At 45.0% G+C, this 18,063-nt stretch carries 15 protein-coding genes and 1 pseudogene; 12 read left to right on the top strand and 4 right to left on the bottom strand.

Translation table 11 applies throughout. The annotated features are described in order from the left end of the window. Positions 1-132 precede the first annotated feature (132 nt). The 3 genes and pseudogenes from pstA to phoU form a co-directional block, all read left to right on the top strand. Positions 133-1,101: pseudogene (gene pstA / locus AC3D28_RS00105) on the top strand (phosphate ABC transporter permease PstA); the annotation flags it as partial. Between the two features lie 2 nt (positions 1,102-1,103). After that, positions 1,104-1,922 (top strand): phosphate ABC transporter ATP-binding protein PstB, encoded by an 819-nt coding sequence (gene pstB / locus AC3D28_RS00110; RefSeq protein ID WP_098416410.1) that lies wholly within the window; start codon positions 1,104-1,106, stop codon positions 1,920-1,922. A 30-nt stretch (positions 1,923-1,952) separates the two neighbouring features. Beyond that, entirely contained in the window at positions 1,953-2,651 is a 699-nt protein-coding gene (gene phoU / locus AC3D28_RS00115; protein WP_098416409.1) for a phosphate signaling complex protein PhoU, read from the top strand. A 64-nt stretch (positions 2,652-2,715) separates the two neighbouring features. Here the strand turns inward: phoU and ppk2 are convergent, their stop codons facing one another. The 3 genes from ppk2 to AC3D28_RS00130 form a co-directional block, all read right to left on the bottom strand. Next, a complete protein-coding gene (gene ppk2, locus AC3D28_RS00120) occupies positions 2,716-3,492 on the bottom strand; it encodes a polyphosphate kinase 2 (RefSeq protein ID WP_488535161.1) in 777 nt (258 codons plus the stop codon). Between the two features lie 69 nt (positions 3,493-3,561). Beyond that, positions 3,562-4,305 (bottom strand): copper homeostasis protein CutC, encoded by a 744-nt coding sequence (locus AC3D28_RS00125; protein ID WP_488535162.1) that lies wholly within the window; start codon positions 4,303-4,305, stop codon positions 3,562-3,564. 283 nt (positions 4,306-4,588) lie between these two features. Further along, the gene (locus tag AC3D28_RS00130) at positions 4,589-5,200 is read right to left on the bottom strand and encodes a peroxiredoxin C (RefSeq protein ID WP_098416406.1); all 612 of its coding nucleotides are present in this window, start codon (positions 5,198-5,200) and stop codon (positions 4,589-4,591) included. Between the two features lie 199 nt (positions 5,201-5,399). Here AC3D28_RS00130 and AC3D28_RS00135 point away from each other — a divergent pair, with 199 nt between their 5' ends. From AC3D28_RS00135 to aceA, 3 genes are all read left to right on the top strand, one after another. After that, positions 5,400-6,305, top strand: coding sequence for a hydrogen peroxide-inducible genes activator (locus AC3D28_RS00135; protein ID WP_488535163.1), 906 nt, complete (start codon positions 5,400-5,402; stop codon positions 6,303-6,305). A 603-nt stretch (positions 6,306-6,908) separates the two neighbouring features. Continuing rightward, a complete protein-coding gene (gene aceB / locus AC3D28_RS00140) occupies positions 6,909-8,537 on the top strand; it encodes a malate synthase A (protein ID WP_488535164.1) in 1,629 nt (542 codons plus the stop codon). Positions 8,538-8,658: 121 nt separating this feature from the next. After that, positions 8,659-9,966: an isocitrate lyase gene (gene aceA, locus AC3D28_RS00145; RefSeq protein ID WP_098416402.1), complete on the top strand. Its 1,308-nt coding sequence runs from the start codon at positions 8,659-8,661 to the stop codon at positions 9,964-9,966. 130 nt (positions 9,967-10,096) lie between these two features. Here the strand turns inward: aceA and AC3D28_RS00150 are convergent, their stop codons facing one another. Next, entirely contained in the window at positions 10,097-10,546 is a 450-nt protein-coding gene (locus AC3D28_RS00150) for a CBS domain-containing protein (protein ID WP_488535165.1), read from the bottom strand. A gap of 320 nt (positions 10,547-10,866) precedes the next feature. Between AC3D28_RS00150 and AC3D28_RS00155 the strand changes: the two genes are divergently transcribed. The 6 genes from AC3D28_RS00155 (at position 10,867) to secF (ending at position 17,937) form a co-directional block, all read left to right on the top strand. After that, the gene (locus tag AC3D28_RS00155) at positions 10,867-12,030 is read left to right on the top strand and encodes a trypsin-like serine protease (RefSeq protein WP_488535166.1); all 1,164 of its coding nucleotides are present in this window, start codon (positions 10,867-10,869) and stop codon (positions 12,028-12,030) included. Between the two features lie 234 nt (positions 12,031-12,264). Next, entirely contained in the window at positions 12,265-13,317 is a 1,053-nt protein-coding gene (gene queA, locus AC3D28_RS00160) for a tRNA preQ1(34) S-adenosylmethionine ribosyltransferase-isomerase QueA (RefSeq protein WP_488535167.1), read from the top strand. A gap of 150 nt (positions 13,318-13,467) precedes the next feature. After that, positions 13,468-14,601: a tRNA guanosine(34) transglycosylase Tgt gene (gene tgt / locus AC3D28_RS00165; protein ID WP_098416398.1), complete on the top strand. Its 1,134-nt coding sequence runs from the start codon at positions 13,468-13,470 to the stop codon at positions 14,599-14,601. 166 nt (positions 14,602-14,767) lie between these two features. Next, on the top strand, positions 14,768-15,097 hold the full coding sequence (gene yajC / locus AC3D28_RS00170; protein ID WP_098416397.1) for a preprotein translocase subunit YajC: 330 nt from the start codon (positions 14,768-14,770) through the stop codon (positions 15,095-15,097). A 21-nt stretch (positions 15,098-15,118) separates the two neighbouring features. Beyond that, the gene (gene secD / locus AC3D28_RS00175) at positions 15,119-16,975 is read left to right on the top strand and encodes a protein translocase subunit SecD (RefSeq protein WP_098416396.1); all 1,857 of its coding nucleotides are present in this window, start codon (positions 15,119-15,121) and stop codon (positions 16,973-16,975) included. A gap of 14 nt (positions 16,976-16,989) precedes the next feature. After that, entirely contained in the window at positions 16,990-17,937 is a 948-nt protein-coding gene (gene secF / locus AC3D28_RS00180) for a protein translocase subunit SecF (protein ID WP_488535168.1), read from the top strand. Positions 17,938-18,063: the final 126 nt, after the last annotated feature.

The following is an 18,063-nucleotide window of genomic DNA, read 5'->3' on the forward strand; positions in this document are numbered from 1 at the left end:
TGGAAGCTAGAGCAATTGCGGTTAGAAAAACGTAAGCACGAGTTGAATGGTACCCTGACCGAAGATTTTTTAGCGCAAAATTTGACGCAAAAAGAGCAGGTAGAACAAGCGCTCGCGACGCTGGATTTACAACTTGATGGCTTAAGATTGCAGTTATCGGGTTATGCGTTAATCGTGGAAGATATGACCGGCTCTCAGGTATCTATCCCACTCGAAGACATTTTGGACTATTGGTACCCAAACCAAATGTCCTTACTGGATAAGGTCATGCATTGGGGGAAACAAGTCTGGAAGTTTCTTTCGGAAGACCCAAGAGAGTCCAATTCGGAAGGCGGGGTTTTTCCCGCGATATTTGGTACGGTATTCCTAGTTCTGATCATGTCGATCATTGTGATGCCGCTTGGCGTGATCGCCGCTATTTATTTACACGAATATGCGAAGAATAACACCCTAACCAGAGTGATCCGTATTGCGGTGATTAACTTGGCGGGCGTTCCGTCGATCGTTTATGGCGTGTTTGGTTTGGGCTTTTTTGTCTATACGATTGGCGGCTCGATTGACAATGTGTTTTATGCAGAGAAGCTGCCCGCGCCAACATTTGGCACTCCGGGCTTGCTGTGGTCTGCATTAACGCTCGCGGTGTTGACGCTTCCGGTGGTGATTGTCACCACCGAAGAAGGTTTAACACGTATTCCAAGCTCGGTACGTCATGGCTCTTTAGCGCTTGGCGCGACCCAATTTGAAACACTGTGGCGTGTGATTTTACCGATGGCAACACCAGCCATTATCACGGGGTTAATTCTTGCGATTGCCCGCGCCGCGGGAGAAGTGGCGCCATTGATGCTGGTGGGGGTCGTGAAGCTAGCCTCAAGCTTACCAGTCGATGGTCAGTTTCCTTACGTGCATTTGGATAGAAAATTCATGCACTTAGGTTTTCATATTTACGATGTTGGGTTTCAAACCTCGAATATTGAAGCGGCTCGTCCACTGGTGTACGCCACTTCTTTTTTACTCGTGACGGTCATTGTCGGGCTAAACTTAACAGCAATCAGTATTCGTAATAACTTACGCGAAAAATACAGAACGTTAGGACAAGATTAAGTATGTTTAATTTTGATAATACATTAGCTTATGAACCACCATTGGATGTCCATAATCTAACCGATGAACAAACGGCAATCTCGATAGAGAATCTTAATCTGTTCTACGCTCAGACGCAGGCATTGCACGATATTTCAATGCGTATCCCCAAAGGGCGAGTCACTGCATTTATCGGTCCATCAGGGTGTGGTAAATCGACGTTATTGCGCTGTATTAACCGTATGAATGATTTAGTCGAAGGGTGTCGGGTGTCCGGAAAAGTACGCTTGCATGGTAAGAATGTTTATAACTCGAATGTTGATGTGGCGACATTAAGACGAAGAGTCGGGATGGTATTCCAGCGGCCAAACCCATTTCCTAAGTCAATTTATGAGAACGTAGTGTATGGCTTACGCTTACAAGGTGTGAAAAACAGCCGAAGTTTAGATGACGCCGTAGAGCGTTCTTTGCGCTCGGCTGCATTGTGGGATGAAGTCAAAGATCGCTTACACGAGAATGCGTTTGGTTTATCGGGCGGTCAGCAACAACGCTTGGTGATCGCGCGTGCAGTGGCGATTGAGCCAGAAGTTCTGTTATTGGATGAGCCGACATCAGCATTGGATCCAATATCAACTTTAACGATTGAAGAACTTATCAATGAGCTTAAGACTCAATATACTGTGGTGATCGTTACCCATAACATGCAACAAGCCGCAAGGGTCAGTGATCACACAGCATTTATTCATATGGGGAAGCTGATTGAATACTCGGATGCAGATTCGATCTTCACCTCGCCAATGAAGAAAAAAACTGAAGATTACATTACGGGTCGTTACGGTTAAGCCGCGACCAAACACGGAATAAGGAAAACCATGCACTTTGGACGTCACATTTCAGGACAATTTAACGTAGAGCTAGAATCGATTCGGACCCATGTATTAACCATGGGCGGCTTGGTGGAGCAGCAGCTATCGTATGCTATTCAGGCCTTGCATAAAGAAGATGTCGAGTTAGCGCGTAAGGTTGTGCGTGAGGATCACAAAGTTAATGCGATGGAAGTATCGATAGACGATGCTTGTACCCGCATTATCGCTAAGCGTCAGCCTACAGCAAAAGATTTACGCCTGATCATGGCCATCATCAAAACCATTACTGATCTTGAGCGCATCGGTGATGTTGCGACCCGTATTGCGTACGTTGCAATCGAAAGCCAGTCATCCAAAGAGCGTCAGTTCCAAGTATCACTTGAACCGCTTTGCCATCAGGCGATTCAGATGCTACATCAAGTTTTAGATGCATTTGCACGTATGGATGTTGAAGCTGCGGCCAAGGTACACAAGCTAGACGACAAATTAGATGCAGAGTATGAAGCGGTGATTCGTCAGTTGATGACTTACATGATGGAAGATCCTAAGAATATTCCAAATATTCTTCAAGTCATGTGGTCGGCGCGCGCAATAGAGCGAGTGGGTGATCGTTGCCAAAACATTTGTGAATACATCATCTATTTTGTCAAAGGTAAGGATGTCAGACACCTCGGCGATCAAAGCATTGATGACGTGTTAAAATAAACGAAGTTGAAGCCAAGCAAAAGACCAGTTTGATGCTGGTCTTTTTTGTTTTTAAAACCAAGAGCTAATATTTATCTGGAACAAAAGTCTGATCGTCGACAGGCACCCTTACGTAGCCTTTTTTACTCAGCTTCGGTAACTCAATGGGCGGGTACTCAAGCGCTTGGTAATCAATTTGGTTGAGTAGATGACTGATGCAATTCAAGCTAGCTTTCTTCTTCGAATCTGAAGGGACGACCCACCAAGGACAACTCTTTGTGTCGGTGTAGGCGAACATCTTATCTTTCGCCTCGGAATACTCTACCCAGCGGTGACGCGATTCTAAATCCATAGGGCTGAACTTCCAACGTTTAATAGGAGTATTAATTCGGTCTAGAAAGCGTTTTTCTTGTTCTTCGTCGGAGACAGAAAACCAGTATTTGATCAGAATAATGCCAGAGCGTTGCAGCATACTCTCGAACTCAGGACACGTTTTCAGAAACTCTTCGTATTCATCAGGTGTGCAAAAATCCATGACTTTTTCGACTCCTGCGCGGTTGTACCAGCTGCGATCAAACAAGACGATTTCACCTGCAGATGGCAAGTGCGCCACGTAGCGCTGAAAGTACCACTGCGTTTTTTCTTTTTCCGTCGGTGCTGGCAGTGCTACGACGCGACAAACACGCGGGTTGAGCTTTTCAGTAATGCGCTTTATCACTCCGCCTTTGCCAGCGGCGTCGCGACCTTCGAATAGAACCACTACTTTTAATTTTTTGTGTTTGACCCACTCTTGAAGCTTAACTAACTCAATTTGCAGTTTTTTGAGTTCTTTCTCATATTCCTTTTTCTTTAACTTCGACATGAACCTTTCCTCACTCCTTGATAAATAATATGTTAGCTCTCAAAACAGTGTGCGTGAGGTTACGGTGGTCTATTTGAGAGCGGTGACGACGTCGGCAATGGCTTGTGTACTTGTGATGGGGATTAAAAAATCATCGACATCAGTCGCACCCATCTTACTTTGACTGGCGATAAAGGTCATTTTGCTCGGTCGAGTCGTTTTCCCTGACAAATGGATTTCTGGAACTTGAGTAGTGTCTACTAACGCACGAACGTTACTTGCATTAACGCCAGCCCCCGCCATGATAGCGATACGACCTTGAGCTTGGTTGACTAACGCTTGCAGTTCATCAATACCTTGTGGTGCCGAAGGGGCGAGTCCTGAAGTGAGAATGCGTTCGCAGCCCAAACTGATGATCTCTTCTAATGCTGATTGAGCGTTTCGACATTGGTCAAAGGCACGATGGAACGTCACCCCTAGTCCTAATTCCTGTGCAAATTCGCACAGTGCTTTTGAAAATGGTATATGAATATCACCTTCTTGGGAGAGTACACCAAGAACCACGCCGTCTAAGCCTGCTTGGTGAGCGGCTTCAATGTCCCAACGCATCATGTCTATTTCTTCTTCGCGATATAAGAAGTCGCCTTGACGCGGACGAATCATGGCATAAATAGGAACGGTGGAAAGCTTGGCGGCTTGCTGCATAAAGCCATAACTCGGAGTTAAGCCGCCTAAAGCAAGCGAGGAGCAAAGCTCAATCCGAGTTGCGCCACCAGCAATGGCGTAGTGCAGAGATTCAATATTATCGATACAGACTTCTATATGGGTAACCACGTTGATTCATCTCGCTAACGTTATAAGTAAGTGTTATGGCTAAGATATTAGCAGGGCTAGTAAGCAGAATCTGTATGGAGAGCATGAGAAATAGAGGTAAATTTTACGCCTAGGCGTTACCTCATTTTTGAGATTTTATTCGAGATAAAAGAAAGCCCAGAGCAAGGGCTCTGGGCTTTGATAAGACTTTACTTAGACTGATTGGCGTTTGCGATTTTCCGCTATAACTTTTTGTTTTATATACATCCAACCATGACACCCGTTGAGCTAGGGTGAAGGTCTATTATTTTTTGCCTAGGTCTGATGCGTGTTCAGATAGGAACGCTGCAACACCTTTTGGAGATGCGTCCATACCTGCTTTACCTTCTTCCCATTGTGCCGGACATACTTCGCCGTGCTTCTGGTGGAAGTTAAGCGCGTCAACCATGCGTAGCATTTCGTCGATGTTACGGCCTAGTGGTAGGTCGTTAACTACTTGGTGACGTACAAGGCCTTCTTCGTCGATTAGGAAAGAACCACGGAAAGCAACGCCTGCTTCTGGGTGCTCAACGTCGTAAGCTTTACAGATTTCGTGCTTAACGTCAGCAACGAGTGGGTACTTAACTTGACCGATACCGCCATCTTCGATAGCAGTGTTACGCCATGCGTTGTGAGAGAACTGAGAATCGATAGAAACACCGATCACTTCAACACCTTTAGCTTGGAAATCAGCCAGACGGTTGTCGAATGCGATTAGCTCAGATGGGCAAACGAAAGTGAAATCTAGTGGGTAGAAGAATACGACTGCTTTCTTACCTTTAGTGAATTCTGCAAAGTTGAAGTTTTCAACGATTTCACCGTTACCTAGAACAGCTGCTGCAGTAAAGTCAGGGGCTTGACGACCTACTAGTACCATTTTTTTGCTCCTAAAAAGTATGGTTAGTTCCAAACCGAATTCAGTTGTGTCGGTTTGGTCCGTGTTTGTACAAGACAAACTATAGTACAGATTGTAGTATAGAAAAAAGCGAAATAAATAGATTGAGTTAATCGAAAAAAGCGATAAAACCAAAACTATTATCTCGATCACTGGAACGACGGTATATACAAACAAAATTATGAATAAATGGCCCAGTTTGAAGCAGTTGCACTATTTAGTCACGCTGCATGAAACACGACATTTTAGCGATGCCGCAGAGCGTTGTTTTGTCAGTCAGTCAACTTTAAGTAAAGGTATTCAGAACCTAGAAGAATTGATTGGTTGCCCTTTATATGAAAAGAAAGACAAGAAGAGCCCATTAGTTTTTACCCAAACGGGTGAAATGGTGGTCAAGCAAGGACGAGAATTATTAGCGAAAGGGCAAGATTTGGTTGAGCTTGGACGCATGTGCCAAGGCGACGAAATGCAAGGGCAGTTAAAAGTGGGATGCATTCCTACGATTGCCCCGTTTTTATTATGTGATCTTGTGCAAGAAATAAACGACCGTTTCCCGCAGCTGAACCTTTTATTAAGAGAAGACACGACGACTAATCTACTGCAAGCGCTCAGACATGGTGAGTTAGATGTGCTCATTTTAGCGCTGCCTGTCGAAATTGATGGTATGGAAAGTCGAGTGGTGGGTAAGGACCCATTTCGGATGGTCATTAGTGCAAATCAAGCTCAATCGGTGCCTGTGCCGATTCGTTACGCTGATTTACCGGACGAATCCGTCTTTTTACTAGAGAAAGAGCATTGCTTAACGGAACACGCGGTATCAGCGTGTAAATTGACGGACAAGGAAAAAATCAATCCGTTTACGGCGACCAGTCTTCATACCTTAGTGCAGATGGTGGCGAATGGCTTAGGGACAACGTTTATTCCTCAAATGGCTATCGATCATGGTTTGCTGCACAATCAGAATTTAGTGGTGATCGATCCCCCAGGGAAACAAGCCTATCGCGAAATTGGCTTAGTGTGGCGCCCGAGTTCATCGCGAACGAAAACATTTAATCAACTTGCAGAAGTCGTTTCTGAACTACTTTAGCTATTAGTATTAGCTAACATTCTTCCTATATCCCTTCAAAAGCGCACTGTTTTTAGTGCGCTTCTTAGCATTTTATGCTGTTGGTGAACTTTAACTTGTAAAATTTCACAGCTCTTCTTTGATGAAGTTTTCATAAAATAGTGAAATTTCACAATGTTAACTTTACACAATGCCTCATGTGTCTTGTTTAATCCTTGTCTGAATTCATCACGCTAGCCCTTACGAATAAAGGTGTTTCTTTGTGAGTTCATATTCATACGCTCGTTTGAATTGAGAAAGCGACTTTAAAATTAACGTAATTTAATTACGTAATAATATACAAAAATAGGAGTCGAGATAGCGGTTTTTATCATGCGAATAAAACTTTGAATTTTCTGTTTTGTTGGTGTTGGGGGTTTCGCTAACCTCTGTGTTGATATAGCTTATTTAAAGGCAGATAAGACTTATGTCTAGATTGTAAATGCACTTAAGATTACGCAATCTATCGGCATAGCTAAATGAGTTGAACACAAAGTTGAAGGATGTGATTTGTTGTTCGTAACTTACAAATGTAGCTTTAGGTTGGCAGCCTAAGATAGATAAGCACGTTAAGGATGAATGATTATGCTTGCTCAGACAGAACAAAAAACACAACCATTACCACAGGCCCAAGCGATACTTGAAGTGACCGGAGTTGTAGCGCCTGAACATCAAATTATTTTCCCTGTTGAAGCCCAAACCTTTTTATCTCTACTGTGTGAAAAGTTTGCTGGACGTGTTGAACCGTTGCTAGAAGCACGAGAAGAGAAGCAAGCACGTATCGACGCTGGTGAGTTGCCAGACTTTTTACCTGAGACCCAAGACATTCGTGAAGGGAGTTGGAAGATCCTAGGGATTCCGCCAGATCTGCAAGATCGCAGGGTGGAAATTACAGGCCCGACAGATCGCAAGATGGTGATTAACGCACTGAATGCGAATGTGAAAGTATTCATGGCAGACTTCGAAGATTCAATGTCACCAGCCTGGAGTAAAGTGCTTGATGGACAAGTGAACTTGCGTGATGCCGTTAATGGCGCCATAAGCTACACCAATCCTGGCAATGGCAAGCATTATCAGCTGGAAGACGATCCAGCGGTGTTGATCTGCCGTGTTCGCGGTCTTCATTTAAAAGAAAAACACGTTACGTGGCACGGTAAGATCATTCCAGGCGCGCTGTTTGATTTCGCTCTTTATTTCTATAATAACTACAAAGCGTTACTGGAAAAAAACAGCGGTCCATATTTTTACATTCCTAAACTTCAGTCGCACCATGAAGCCAAATGGTGGAGCGAAGTTTTCCATTTCACGGAAGATTATTTTGGTCTTGATACCGGTACGATCAAAGCCACGGTTCTTATCGAAACGCTACCGGCCGTATTCGAAATGGATGAGATTTTGTTCTCGCTAAAAGAGCACATTGTTGGATTGAACTGCGGTCGCTGGGACTACATCTTTAGTTATATCAAAACACTGAAAAAACATTCAGATCGTGTGCTGCCAGATCGTCAAGTCGTGACCATGGATAAGCCGTTCTTAAATGCTTACTCGCGATTACTGGTGCGTACTTGTCATAAGCGTGGTGCTTTTGCGATGGGAGGAATGGCCGCCTTTATCCCATCCAAAGATCCGCAAGAGAATCAAAAAGTATTAGATAAAATCCAGACCGACAAGTCGTTAGAAGCAAACAACGGCCATGATGGTACGTGGGTAGCACACCCTGGCTTGGCAGATATTGCAATGGAAGTGTTTAGTGCAGTACTTGGCGAACGCACCAATCAATTAGATGTGAGTCGCTCAGAGGATGCCGCTATCACCGCGGCTGAATTACTCGAGCCATGTGAAGGCGAGCGCACCGAGACAGGCATGCGCCACAATATTCGTGTTGCGCTGCAATACATCGAAGCTTGGATTTCAGGAAATGGTTGTGTGCCGATTTATGGTTTGATGGAAGACGCAGCAACGGCAGAAATATCACGCGCTTCGATTTGGCAATGGATTCAGCATGGTAAATCGCTCGACAACGGTCAACAAGTTACCAAAGCCTTGTTTGAAACCTACTTAAAAGAAGAAATTGAAGTCGTCAAACAAGAAGTTGGAGAAGAGCGTTATCAAGCTGGTCGCTTTGAAGAAGCAGCGCAATTAATGGCGAAGCTAACTACTAGCGACGAACTGACCAACTTTTTAACCATTCCAGGTTATGACTACCTAGACTAGAAATTTCGATAGTAATACTCATCATAACGTGAAGAACTTTCAAGGCAGAGAGGGATGTACTGCCTGAGAACGGAAACTCAACGCACGCAAAAAAGTGCAAATTATAAAGAGGGATAGACCAATGACATTGACTCGCCGCCAACAAATTGAAGCTCTGGAAAAAGACTGGGCAACCAACCCACGCTGGAAAAACGTTAAACGTACTTATACGGCTGAAGAAGTAGTAGAACTGCGTGGTTCGATGATACCAGCAAACACAATTGCACAACGTGGTGCCGATAAGTTGTGGTCACTGGTCAACGGCAGTGCGAAAAAAGGTTACGTAAACTGCCTAGGTGCATTAACAGGTGGTCAAGCGGTTCAACAAGCGAAGGCTGGCATCGAGGCGATTTACTTATCCGGCTGGCAAGTTGCTGCGGATAACAATACCGCTTCAACTATGTACCCTGACCAATCTCTGTACCCAGTAGACTCTGTTCCGTCTGTGGTTAAGCGTATCAACAATTCTTTCCGTCGTGCTGACCAAATCCAGTGGTCTGCAGGTAAATCTCCTGAAGAGGGCGGCATCGATTATTTCTTACCTATCGTTGCCGATGCGGAAGCTGGCTTTGGCGGTGTGCTCAATGCTTACGAGCTCATGAAGTCGATGATTGAAGCGGGAGCCGCAGGTGTCCACTTTGAAGATCAACTTGCGTCTGTTAAAAAGTGTGGTCACATGGGCGGTAAGGTATTGGTTCCAACACAAGAGGCGGTGCAAAAACTGGTTGCGGCTCGTTTGGCAGCCGACGTAGCTGGCACTACAACGCTCGTTATCGCTCGCACCGACGCGAACGCAGCAGATTTGATCACGTCAGACTGTGACCCTTACGACAAAGACTTTATTGAAGGTGAGCGCACGGCAGAAGGTTTTTACCGCGTACGTGCTGGCATTGACCAAGCAATTTCTCGCGGCTTAGCGTACGCGCCATACGCCGATCTCATATGGTGTGAGACGGCAACACCTTGTCTAGAAGAGGCACGTAAATTCGCAGAAGCGATACATGCAGAGTACCCTGATCAATTACTGGCGTATAACTGCTCACCATCGTTTAACTGGGAAAAAAACTTGGATGCAGAGACCATTGCTAAGTTCCAGCAGGAATTGGCAAACATGGGTTATAAGTATCAGTTCATTACGCTAGCAGGTATTCACAACATGTGGTTCAACATGTTTGAATTGGCACACGCTTATGCTCAAGGTGAAGGCATGCGTCATTACGTTGAAAAAGTTCAACGCCCTGAATTCCAAGCGGCCAATAAAGGTTACACTTTCGTGGCGCACCAGCAGGAAGTGGGGACGGGGTACTTCGACAAAATGACTAACACCATCCAAGGTGGTCAGTCTTCCGTTACTGCATTAACGGGGTCTACTGAAGAAGACCAGTTCTAATTAACATCGACCCCCTTTCTTAACCAGCGTCAGTAATGACATTTGAGCGGCAACTCAGCCGCTCTTTTTTGGTTTTTTCTCGTGTGTTTTCCTTAAACTATCCCAGAAAACTGATTCACTGCGATCGGTCTTATTCTTCGGGTTCGATTTCTTCCGGCTCCACTTCTTCTTGCAGTTCTAATAAGTTAATCGCAATCGTCACAAAGTCGCTATCGGTGATAATCCCCACTAACCGACCTTTAGTTACTATTGGTAAACAGCCCACTTTATGTTTTTGCATATAAATGGCGCTCTCTTTGAGTCCTGCGATGGGTTCGGCAGTCATGATGTTGGTGTGCATCATTTCGTAGAGAGGGGTATCTAGAGTAAAAGATTGTTCTGCCTCATCTGGGTGCAAGCTGGATTCTTGAGCTGCAAGAATGTCGCGTTGAGTCACCAAGCCTTGTAAATGATTATTGGCATCAACAACCGGAATATGTCGAATATCGAGCGCGTCCATCATGCTTTTTGCATCATGTAAAGTATGCGTGCGTAACAAGGTATGAGGGTTGCGTGTCATCATGTCTTCTACCTTGATCATAGAGACCTCCAGCTGCATTGTTCTTTATTTAAATATAGAGAATATTTCACCGTATATCTGGGAGCTAACTCGTTTTTCATCAATTAAATAGTTTAATACGATGGCATGTTTTTTTTACGGCGCCATTAATCGACAATTTATACTTTTGTTAATTTAAAGGCAGCTGTTTTGTGTGCGAGGCAGTTGGCACTTTTTATGGGTAATAAATGAGCCTAAAAATTTAATCCAATGAATTGAATCGCACATTTTTACTTGTTTGATTCTCCTCGTTAAGCCTCTAGACGAAGATACAATTAGGCTTACTAGATCTGAAGATAACTATGTACAAGAAATTAATCGCGATAGCAGTCGTGGCATTCAGTGTGCAATCAGCACAGGCAATTATATTGGGTACAGAAGAGACCGATCCGGTGGATCGCGTGACATTACGAGTTAGTAACATGGCTGATTTTCCATCGTGTGGCGGAACCATGTTAGCTGAGCAATGGGTATTAACAGCGGCCCATTGTGTTGTGATGGGCGAGGGAATCAATGAAGCAAGCTACTATGTGACAGCGCCGGGCGAACTGTCGATCACGGCGAACGTTTATGACTTGAACGCTGCAAGTCTAGATAACTTCTATGCGGTTTCTCATGTTGTGGTTCATCCCGATTATACCCGTATTTCTAAAGCCAAAACCGATAGCAATGGTAACGTCCAACCGATTCAAACTGGCTTAGATTCAGATATTGCACTTTTATATTTAACGCGCCCAGTTGCAAATGCCAGATTTGCTGAATTAGCCACAAAGGTCGAGATGGAAAGCATTGAAGCACGTCTTGCTGCTGATTGGAACGATAATGACTTGACCAATCAGCGTGTAGATAACGTGCAAGTCTTTGGGTGGGGGACAACCAAGCCTGACGCGTCAGAATCATCTGATACGTTAAAAACGACCATCAGTAGTTTTCTTCCTATCGACAAATGTTATGAGCGTTTAGAAATTGGCAGTCGTTTCCCAGGGGTCATTAATTCGCGTGAAAATCAAACTAAGATTTGTACCCTGCCTACTAAGAATCAAGTGCTTGAACCGGACAGCAATACTCAATATGGTAACTCCGCATGTAAAGGCGATAGTGGAGGTCCGCTCTTGGATGTTGCTACGGGCAAACAGATTGGTATTGTTAGCGGCGCGCCTTTAATTCTGCCAACATGTGGCTCACTGACCATCCCGAGTTTTTATACCAAAGTGAGCCATTATTATGGCTGGGTGCAGTCTTATATTACGGCTGATGTTCCGCCGAGTGATTATATCATTGAGCCAAACTTCATTAGAGATGCCAATCAGGGAAGCGATGAAAGCGATGGTGGAGGGGGCTGTTACGATGGCATTGCCACCAACAACTGCAACTTCACGGGCTCAGAAGGCGATGGTGGTAGCGTCGGTGTTTGGTTGTTGGGGTTATTAATCACTCTGGGGTGGTTGCGTAGACGCGATAGCTAGATTCACCTCAGTGTTAAGAAAAACGAAAAGCAGCGAACTTCGCTGCTTTTTTTGTTTGTATATATTCTGAACATTTCACGTTTTATTACACTCTTAATAAAAGCTTTTACAGTCAATATTGGGGGATTAGCTTGCTATTGCAGCATGTAAACATATACTAGTCTGCTGCGAAAAACTCGTCGCAATTTTATTGTCGCTTTAGACGTGATTTTATCAATATATAAGACAAGTAGCATGCAAGTATCAGATTTCCACTTCGACCTTCCAGATGAACTTATCGCTCGTTACCCTCAACCAGAGCGTACCGCGAGTCGACTATTGTTACTGGATGGCAACACCGGAGAAATAATGGATGGCACGTTTACCGATGTACTAGACCAAGTTCAACCCGGTGACCTAGTGGTTTTCAATAATACCCGTGTTATTCCTGCACGTATGTTTGGTCGTAAGGAATCGGGCGGCAAGCTAGAAGTGCTGGTGGAGCGGATGCTTGATGAAAAAAGCATCCTTGCGCATGTTCGCTGCTCTAAATCACCCAAGCCAGGTAGCACTATTCTTGTGGGAGAGAACGATGAATATTCAGCCGAAATGGTGGCGCGTCATGATGCCCTATTTGAGCTGAAATTCAATTCTGATAAGACGGTTCTAGAGATTTTGGAAGAAATTGGCCACATGCCATTACCTCCATATATCGATCGTCCAGATGAAAACTCAGATAAAGAGCGTTATCAAACGGTTTATAACCAAAAACCAGGCGCCGTAGCCGCGCCGACAGCAGGTTTGCACTTTGATGATGTTCTACTTGAGCAGATCAAAGCCAAAGGGGCTGAGTTTGCTTACGTCACTTTGCACGTTGGTGCGGGTACATTCCAGCCAGTAAAAGTAGAAAACATCAACGATCACCATATGCACGCTGAGTACGTAGAAGTACCGCAAGAAGTCGTCGAAGCAATTAAAGCGACGAAAGCACGAGGTGGTCGCATTATTGCGGTAGGTACGACATCGGTACGCTCACTTGAAAGCGCTGCGCAAGATGCATTGAAGAAAGGCACCGAGCTCGTGCCATTTTTTGGTGATACCGAAATCTTTATTTTCCCAGGTTACGAATACCAGTTGGTGGATTGCTTGATCACTAACTTTCACCTACCAGAATCAACATTGATTATGTTGGTAAGTGCGTTCGCTGGTTATGAGAACACCATGAATGCTTATAAGCATGCGGTAGAAAACAAATATCGCTTTTTCTCATATGGTGATTCAATGTTCATCAAGAAGAAAATGATTTAGTAAAAAATAAGATTTACGAGTGCTAGCAGTAAGCTAAGAAATAGAGCAGAACCTCTGCTTTGTCTCTCGCAAGGAAAAGCGACCGCTCCTTAAAGTAGGGTAGAGCCCTAAACACTCAGTCAGATTGTTTCTCTGACACCCGGAGGCATCGTGAAATTAAAATTTGATCTTAAGAAGAAAAACGGCAATGCGCGTCGTGGTCAATTGACCTTTGAGCGTGGCACTGTTCAAACTCCTGCGTTTATGCCAGTTGGTACTTACGGTACGGTTAAAGGCATGACCCCTGAAGAAGTGAAAGGCACGGGTGCAGAAATTCTGTTAGGTAACACGTTTCACCTATGGTTACGCCCTGGTCAAGAAGTAATGAAAATGCATGGTGACCTGCATGATTTCATGAACTGGCATGGTCCTATTCTGACGGATTCAGGTGGCTTTCAAGTATTCAGCCTAGGTAAGATGCGCACCATCACCGAGCAAGGCGTTCATTTCCGCAATCCGGTAAATGGTGACAAGATTTTCATGGACGCAGAAAAGTCGATGGAAATTCAAAAAGATCTCGGTTCTGACATCGTAATGATCTTTGATGAATGTACGCCATACCCAGCGACCCATGACGAAGCGAAGAAATCGATGGAGATGTCACTACGTTGGGCACAGCGCTCACGTGATCACTTCGAGAAGCTAGAAAACCCGAACAACCTGTTTGGTATTGTTCAAGGTGGTGTTTACGAAGATCTACGTGATGTGTCGGTAAAAGGTCTAACGGAAATCGGTTTTGACGGTTACGCGGTTGGTGGTTTGGCAGTCGGCGAACCTAAAGAAGACATGCACCGTATTCTTGAGCACACTTGTCCGCAGCTTCCTGAAGACAAACCACGTTACCTAATGGGCGTGGGTAAACCAGAAGACTTGGTTGAAGGTGTTCGCCGTGGTATCGACATGTTTGACTGTGTCATGCCAACACGTAACGCGCGTAATGGTCACTTGTTTGTGACGGGTGGTGTGATCAAGATCCGTAATGCGAAACATAAAACAGATACAACGCCTCTCGATCCGCACTGTGACTGTTACACTTGTCAAAACTACAGCAAGTCGTACCTTCATCACCTAGAACGTTGTAATGAAATCCTAGGTGCGCGCCTGAATACAATCCATAATCTGCGTTACTACCAGCGTTTGATGGAAAGCATTCGTCAGGCGATTGATGAAGACCGTTTCGATGAGTTTGTACAAGAGTTTTATGCACGCCGTGACCGCGAAGTGCCACCACTAAGCAAAGCTTAAAAGAATTAAAGCCTTTGGCATGTCGCCAGAGGCTTTTGCGAATGAAGTAGGCTAACGTACGTTATTTTTGAGAGAGTGATCTCTATTCATTACTCTCAAACTTGAATCTAGAATGCGAAAGCCCAACTTGTTGGATTATTAAATAAAATATAATGAGGATGTTTTAATGTTTATTTCTCAGGCTCACGCAGCAGCAGAAGGCGCGCCAGCAGGCGGCGGTTTTGAAATGCTTATCATGCTTGGCATGTTCGCAGTGATCTTTTACTTCATGATTTACCGCCCACAAGCAAAACGTGTTAAAGAGCACAAGAGCCTTATGGCTTCTATGGGTAAAGGCGACGAAGTTTTAACCAGCGGTGGTCTAGTGGGTAAAATCACTAAGATTGCTGAAGATAATGACTACATTTCAATTGAGCTTAACGCGAACAATGAAGTCGTCATCAAGAAAGACTTCATCACTGCAGTGTTACCAAAAGGTACGCTTAAGTCTCTATAAAACAGCTAAAGGATCCTCGCTGTGCTAAACCGTTATCCATTATGGAAGTATTTGATGGTATTTTTTGCCATCATCACCGCTGCGTTATACGCACTTCCAAATATCTACGGTGAAGATCCGGCTATTCAAGTTACAGGGGCGCGTGGCGCCTCTGTAGATATGTCAACGCTGGATGCTGTCACTACTGCTCTTGATAAAGAGCAACTCTCTCACAAGTCCATTGCTCTCGAAAATGGATCAATTCTTGTTCGTTTTAACGACACTGACACTCAAATCAGTGCTCGTGATGTCATCAGCGAAGCGCTTGGTAAAGACACAATTGTTGCACTTAACCTTGCCCCTTCTACGCCAGACTGGTTAGAAGCAATTGGCGCGTCACCATTGAAATTAGGTCTTGACCTTCGTGGTGGTGTTCACTTCTTAATGGAAGTGGATATGGATGCGGCAATGGAAAAACTGGTCGGTCAACAAGAAGAAGCTTTCCGTAGTGAACTTCGCGAAGCGAAAATTCGTTACCGAGCGATTCGTCCTTCTGGCAAAGAAGCAGTAGAAGTGCTGTTGCGTAATGAAGAACAATTGGCTGAAGCTAAGCGTACGCTAGAGACGAATCATCCAGACATGAACTTTGTCGAGTCTGATTCAAATGGGCGTTACGCACTTACCGCAACTTTTACCGAGCAACGCTTGCAAGAGATCCGTAACTACGCGGTAGAGCAAAACATCACAATTTTGCGCAACCGTGTAAACGAACTGGGGGTTGCAGAACCACTGGTTCAACGTCAAGGTGCAAGTCGAATCGTGGTTGAACTTCCTGGTGTGCAGGACACGGCCCGTGCCAAAGAAATCCTGGGTGCCACGGCAACGCTAGAATTCCGCGAAGTCGATGACAAAGCCGACTTATCGGCTGCGGCGAATGGTCGTGCCCCCGCTGGCAGTGAAATCAAAATGGACCGCGATGGTCGCCCTGTCGTACTTAAGAAACGTGTTATTCTGGGTGGTCAAAGCATCACTGATGCAAGCTCGAGTGTCGATGAGTATGGTCGTCCACAGGTTAATATCTCGCTAGACAGTGAAGGTGGTAACAAGATGTCTGCGTTCTCTAAAAAGAACATTGGTAAGCTAATGGCTACCGTGTTTGCAGAGTACAAAGACAGCGATCGTCGTACGCCTGAAGGTAAAGTCATTCTTGATAAGTATGAAGAAGTCATTAACCAAGCGACGATTCAATCGGCTCTTGGGCGTAACTTCCGTATTACAGGTATCGACTCGGCTGCTGAAGCGCATAATCTCGCACTACTACTGCGTGCTGGTGCCCTTATTGCGCCTATCTCTATCGTTGAAGAGCGCACCATAGGCCCATCGATGGGTCAGCAAAACATCGATATGGGGATCATGGCGATGATTTGGGGTATGGCTGCGGTAATGCTCTTTACCTTGCTGTACTACCGTGGTTTCGGCCTGATTGCCAACATTGCTCTAATGGCGAACTTAGTGCTCATCATTGGTGTGATGTCGATGATTCCAGGGGCGACTATGACGTTGCCAGGAATTGCTGGGATTGTATTGACGGTCGGTATGGCGGTCGATGCGAACGTACTGATATTTGAGCGGATCCGTGAAGAGCTTCGAGATGGACGCAGTCCACAGCAAGCGATTCACCAAGGTTACGCGAACGCATTCAGCACGATTGCTGACGCAAACATTACAACCCTTATCACGGCGATTATCCTATTCGCGGTAGGTACAGGTGCAGTAAAAGGTTTTGCGGTAACACTATCAATCGGTATCTTAACGTCAATGTTCACCGCCATCATAGGTACACGTTGTATCGTGAACCTAATGTACGGCGGCAAACGCGTTGATAAATTGTCGATCTAAGGCTGGGAATTAATATGTTTCAAATTCTAAAAGCGGAGAAGACGATCGGCTTTATGCGTTGGTCGAAAGTGGCGTTCATTTTCTCAATCTTGATGATAGCGACCTCCATTTTTACTTTGTCAGCTAAAGGGTTGAACTTTGGGTTGGACTTCACGGGCGGTACGCTGATTGAAGTAGGTTTTGAAAAACCTGCAAATCTGGAAAAAATTCGTACCGGCCTAGACTCAAAAGGCTTTGGCGATGCGACGGTACAGAACTTTGGTAGCTCGCGTGAAGTGATGGTTCGTCTTCGTCCACGAGACGACGTTTCTGGTGAAATGCTGGGCAACCAAATTATTGGTGCAATCAAAGACAGTACGGGCGAAAGCGTAGAAATGCGCCGTATTGAGTTCGTGGGTCCAAATGTCGGTGATGAGCTAACAGAAGCTGGTGGTCTTGCGATCCTTGTTTCTCTGATCTGTATCCTGATTTATGTATCAATGCGATTCGAATGGCGTTTAGCGGCTGGTGCGGTAATGGCACTAGGGCACGATATCATCATCACGTTAGGTGTATTTTCGTTATTGCAGATCGAAGTTGACCTAACCATCGTGGCGGCGCTACTCACGGTTGTGGGGTACTCGCTCAACGATACCATTGTGGTATTTGACCGTATCCGAGAGAACTTCCGTAAAATGCGTAAAGGTGAGCCGGCCGATATCATGGACGCCTCCATCACACAGACATTGAGCCGTACCTTGATTACCTCGGGTACAACGTTGTTTGTGGTGATCGCACTGTTCATGCAGGGGGGGGCGATGATTCACGGTTTCGCGACTGCACTGCTGCTTGGTATTACGGTTGGTACTTATTCTTCTATTTATGTTGCATCAGCATTGGCTCTAAAACTGGGTATCCAGAAAGAGCATTTGATGCCACCACAAGTAGAGAAAGAAGGGGCAGAATTCGACGAGATGCCATAAAGCTAACTGAGAATATAAAACGAAAAACCGCTGAGCAATCAGCGGTTTTTTTGTTTCTGGGTTATCACGTACAGAGCTTAATTAAAAATAATAAAGGTCTTTACCTAACCAGTGTAAATACTCGCT

The sequence above is a fragment of the Vibrio sp. TAP-3B genome, assembly GCF_057784735.1.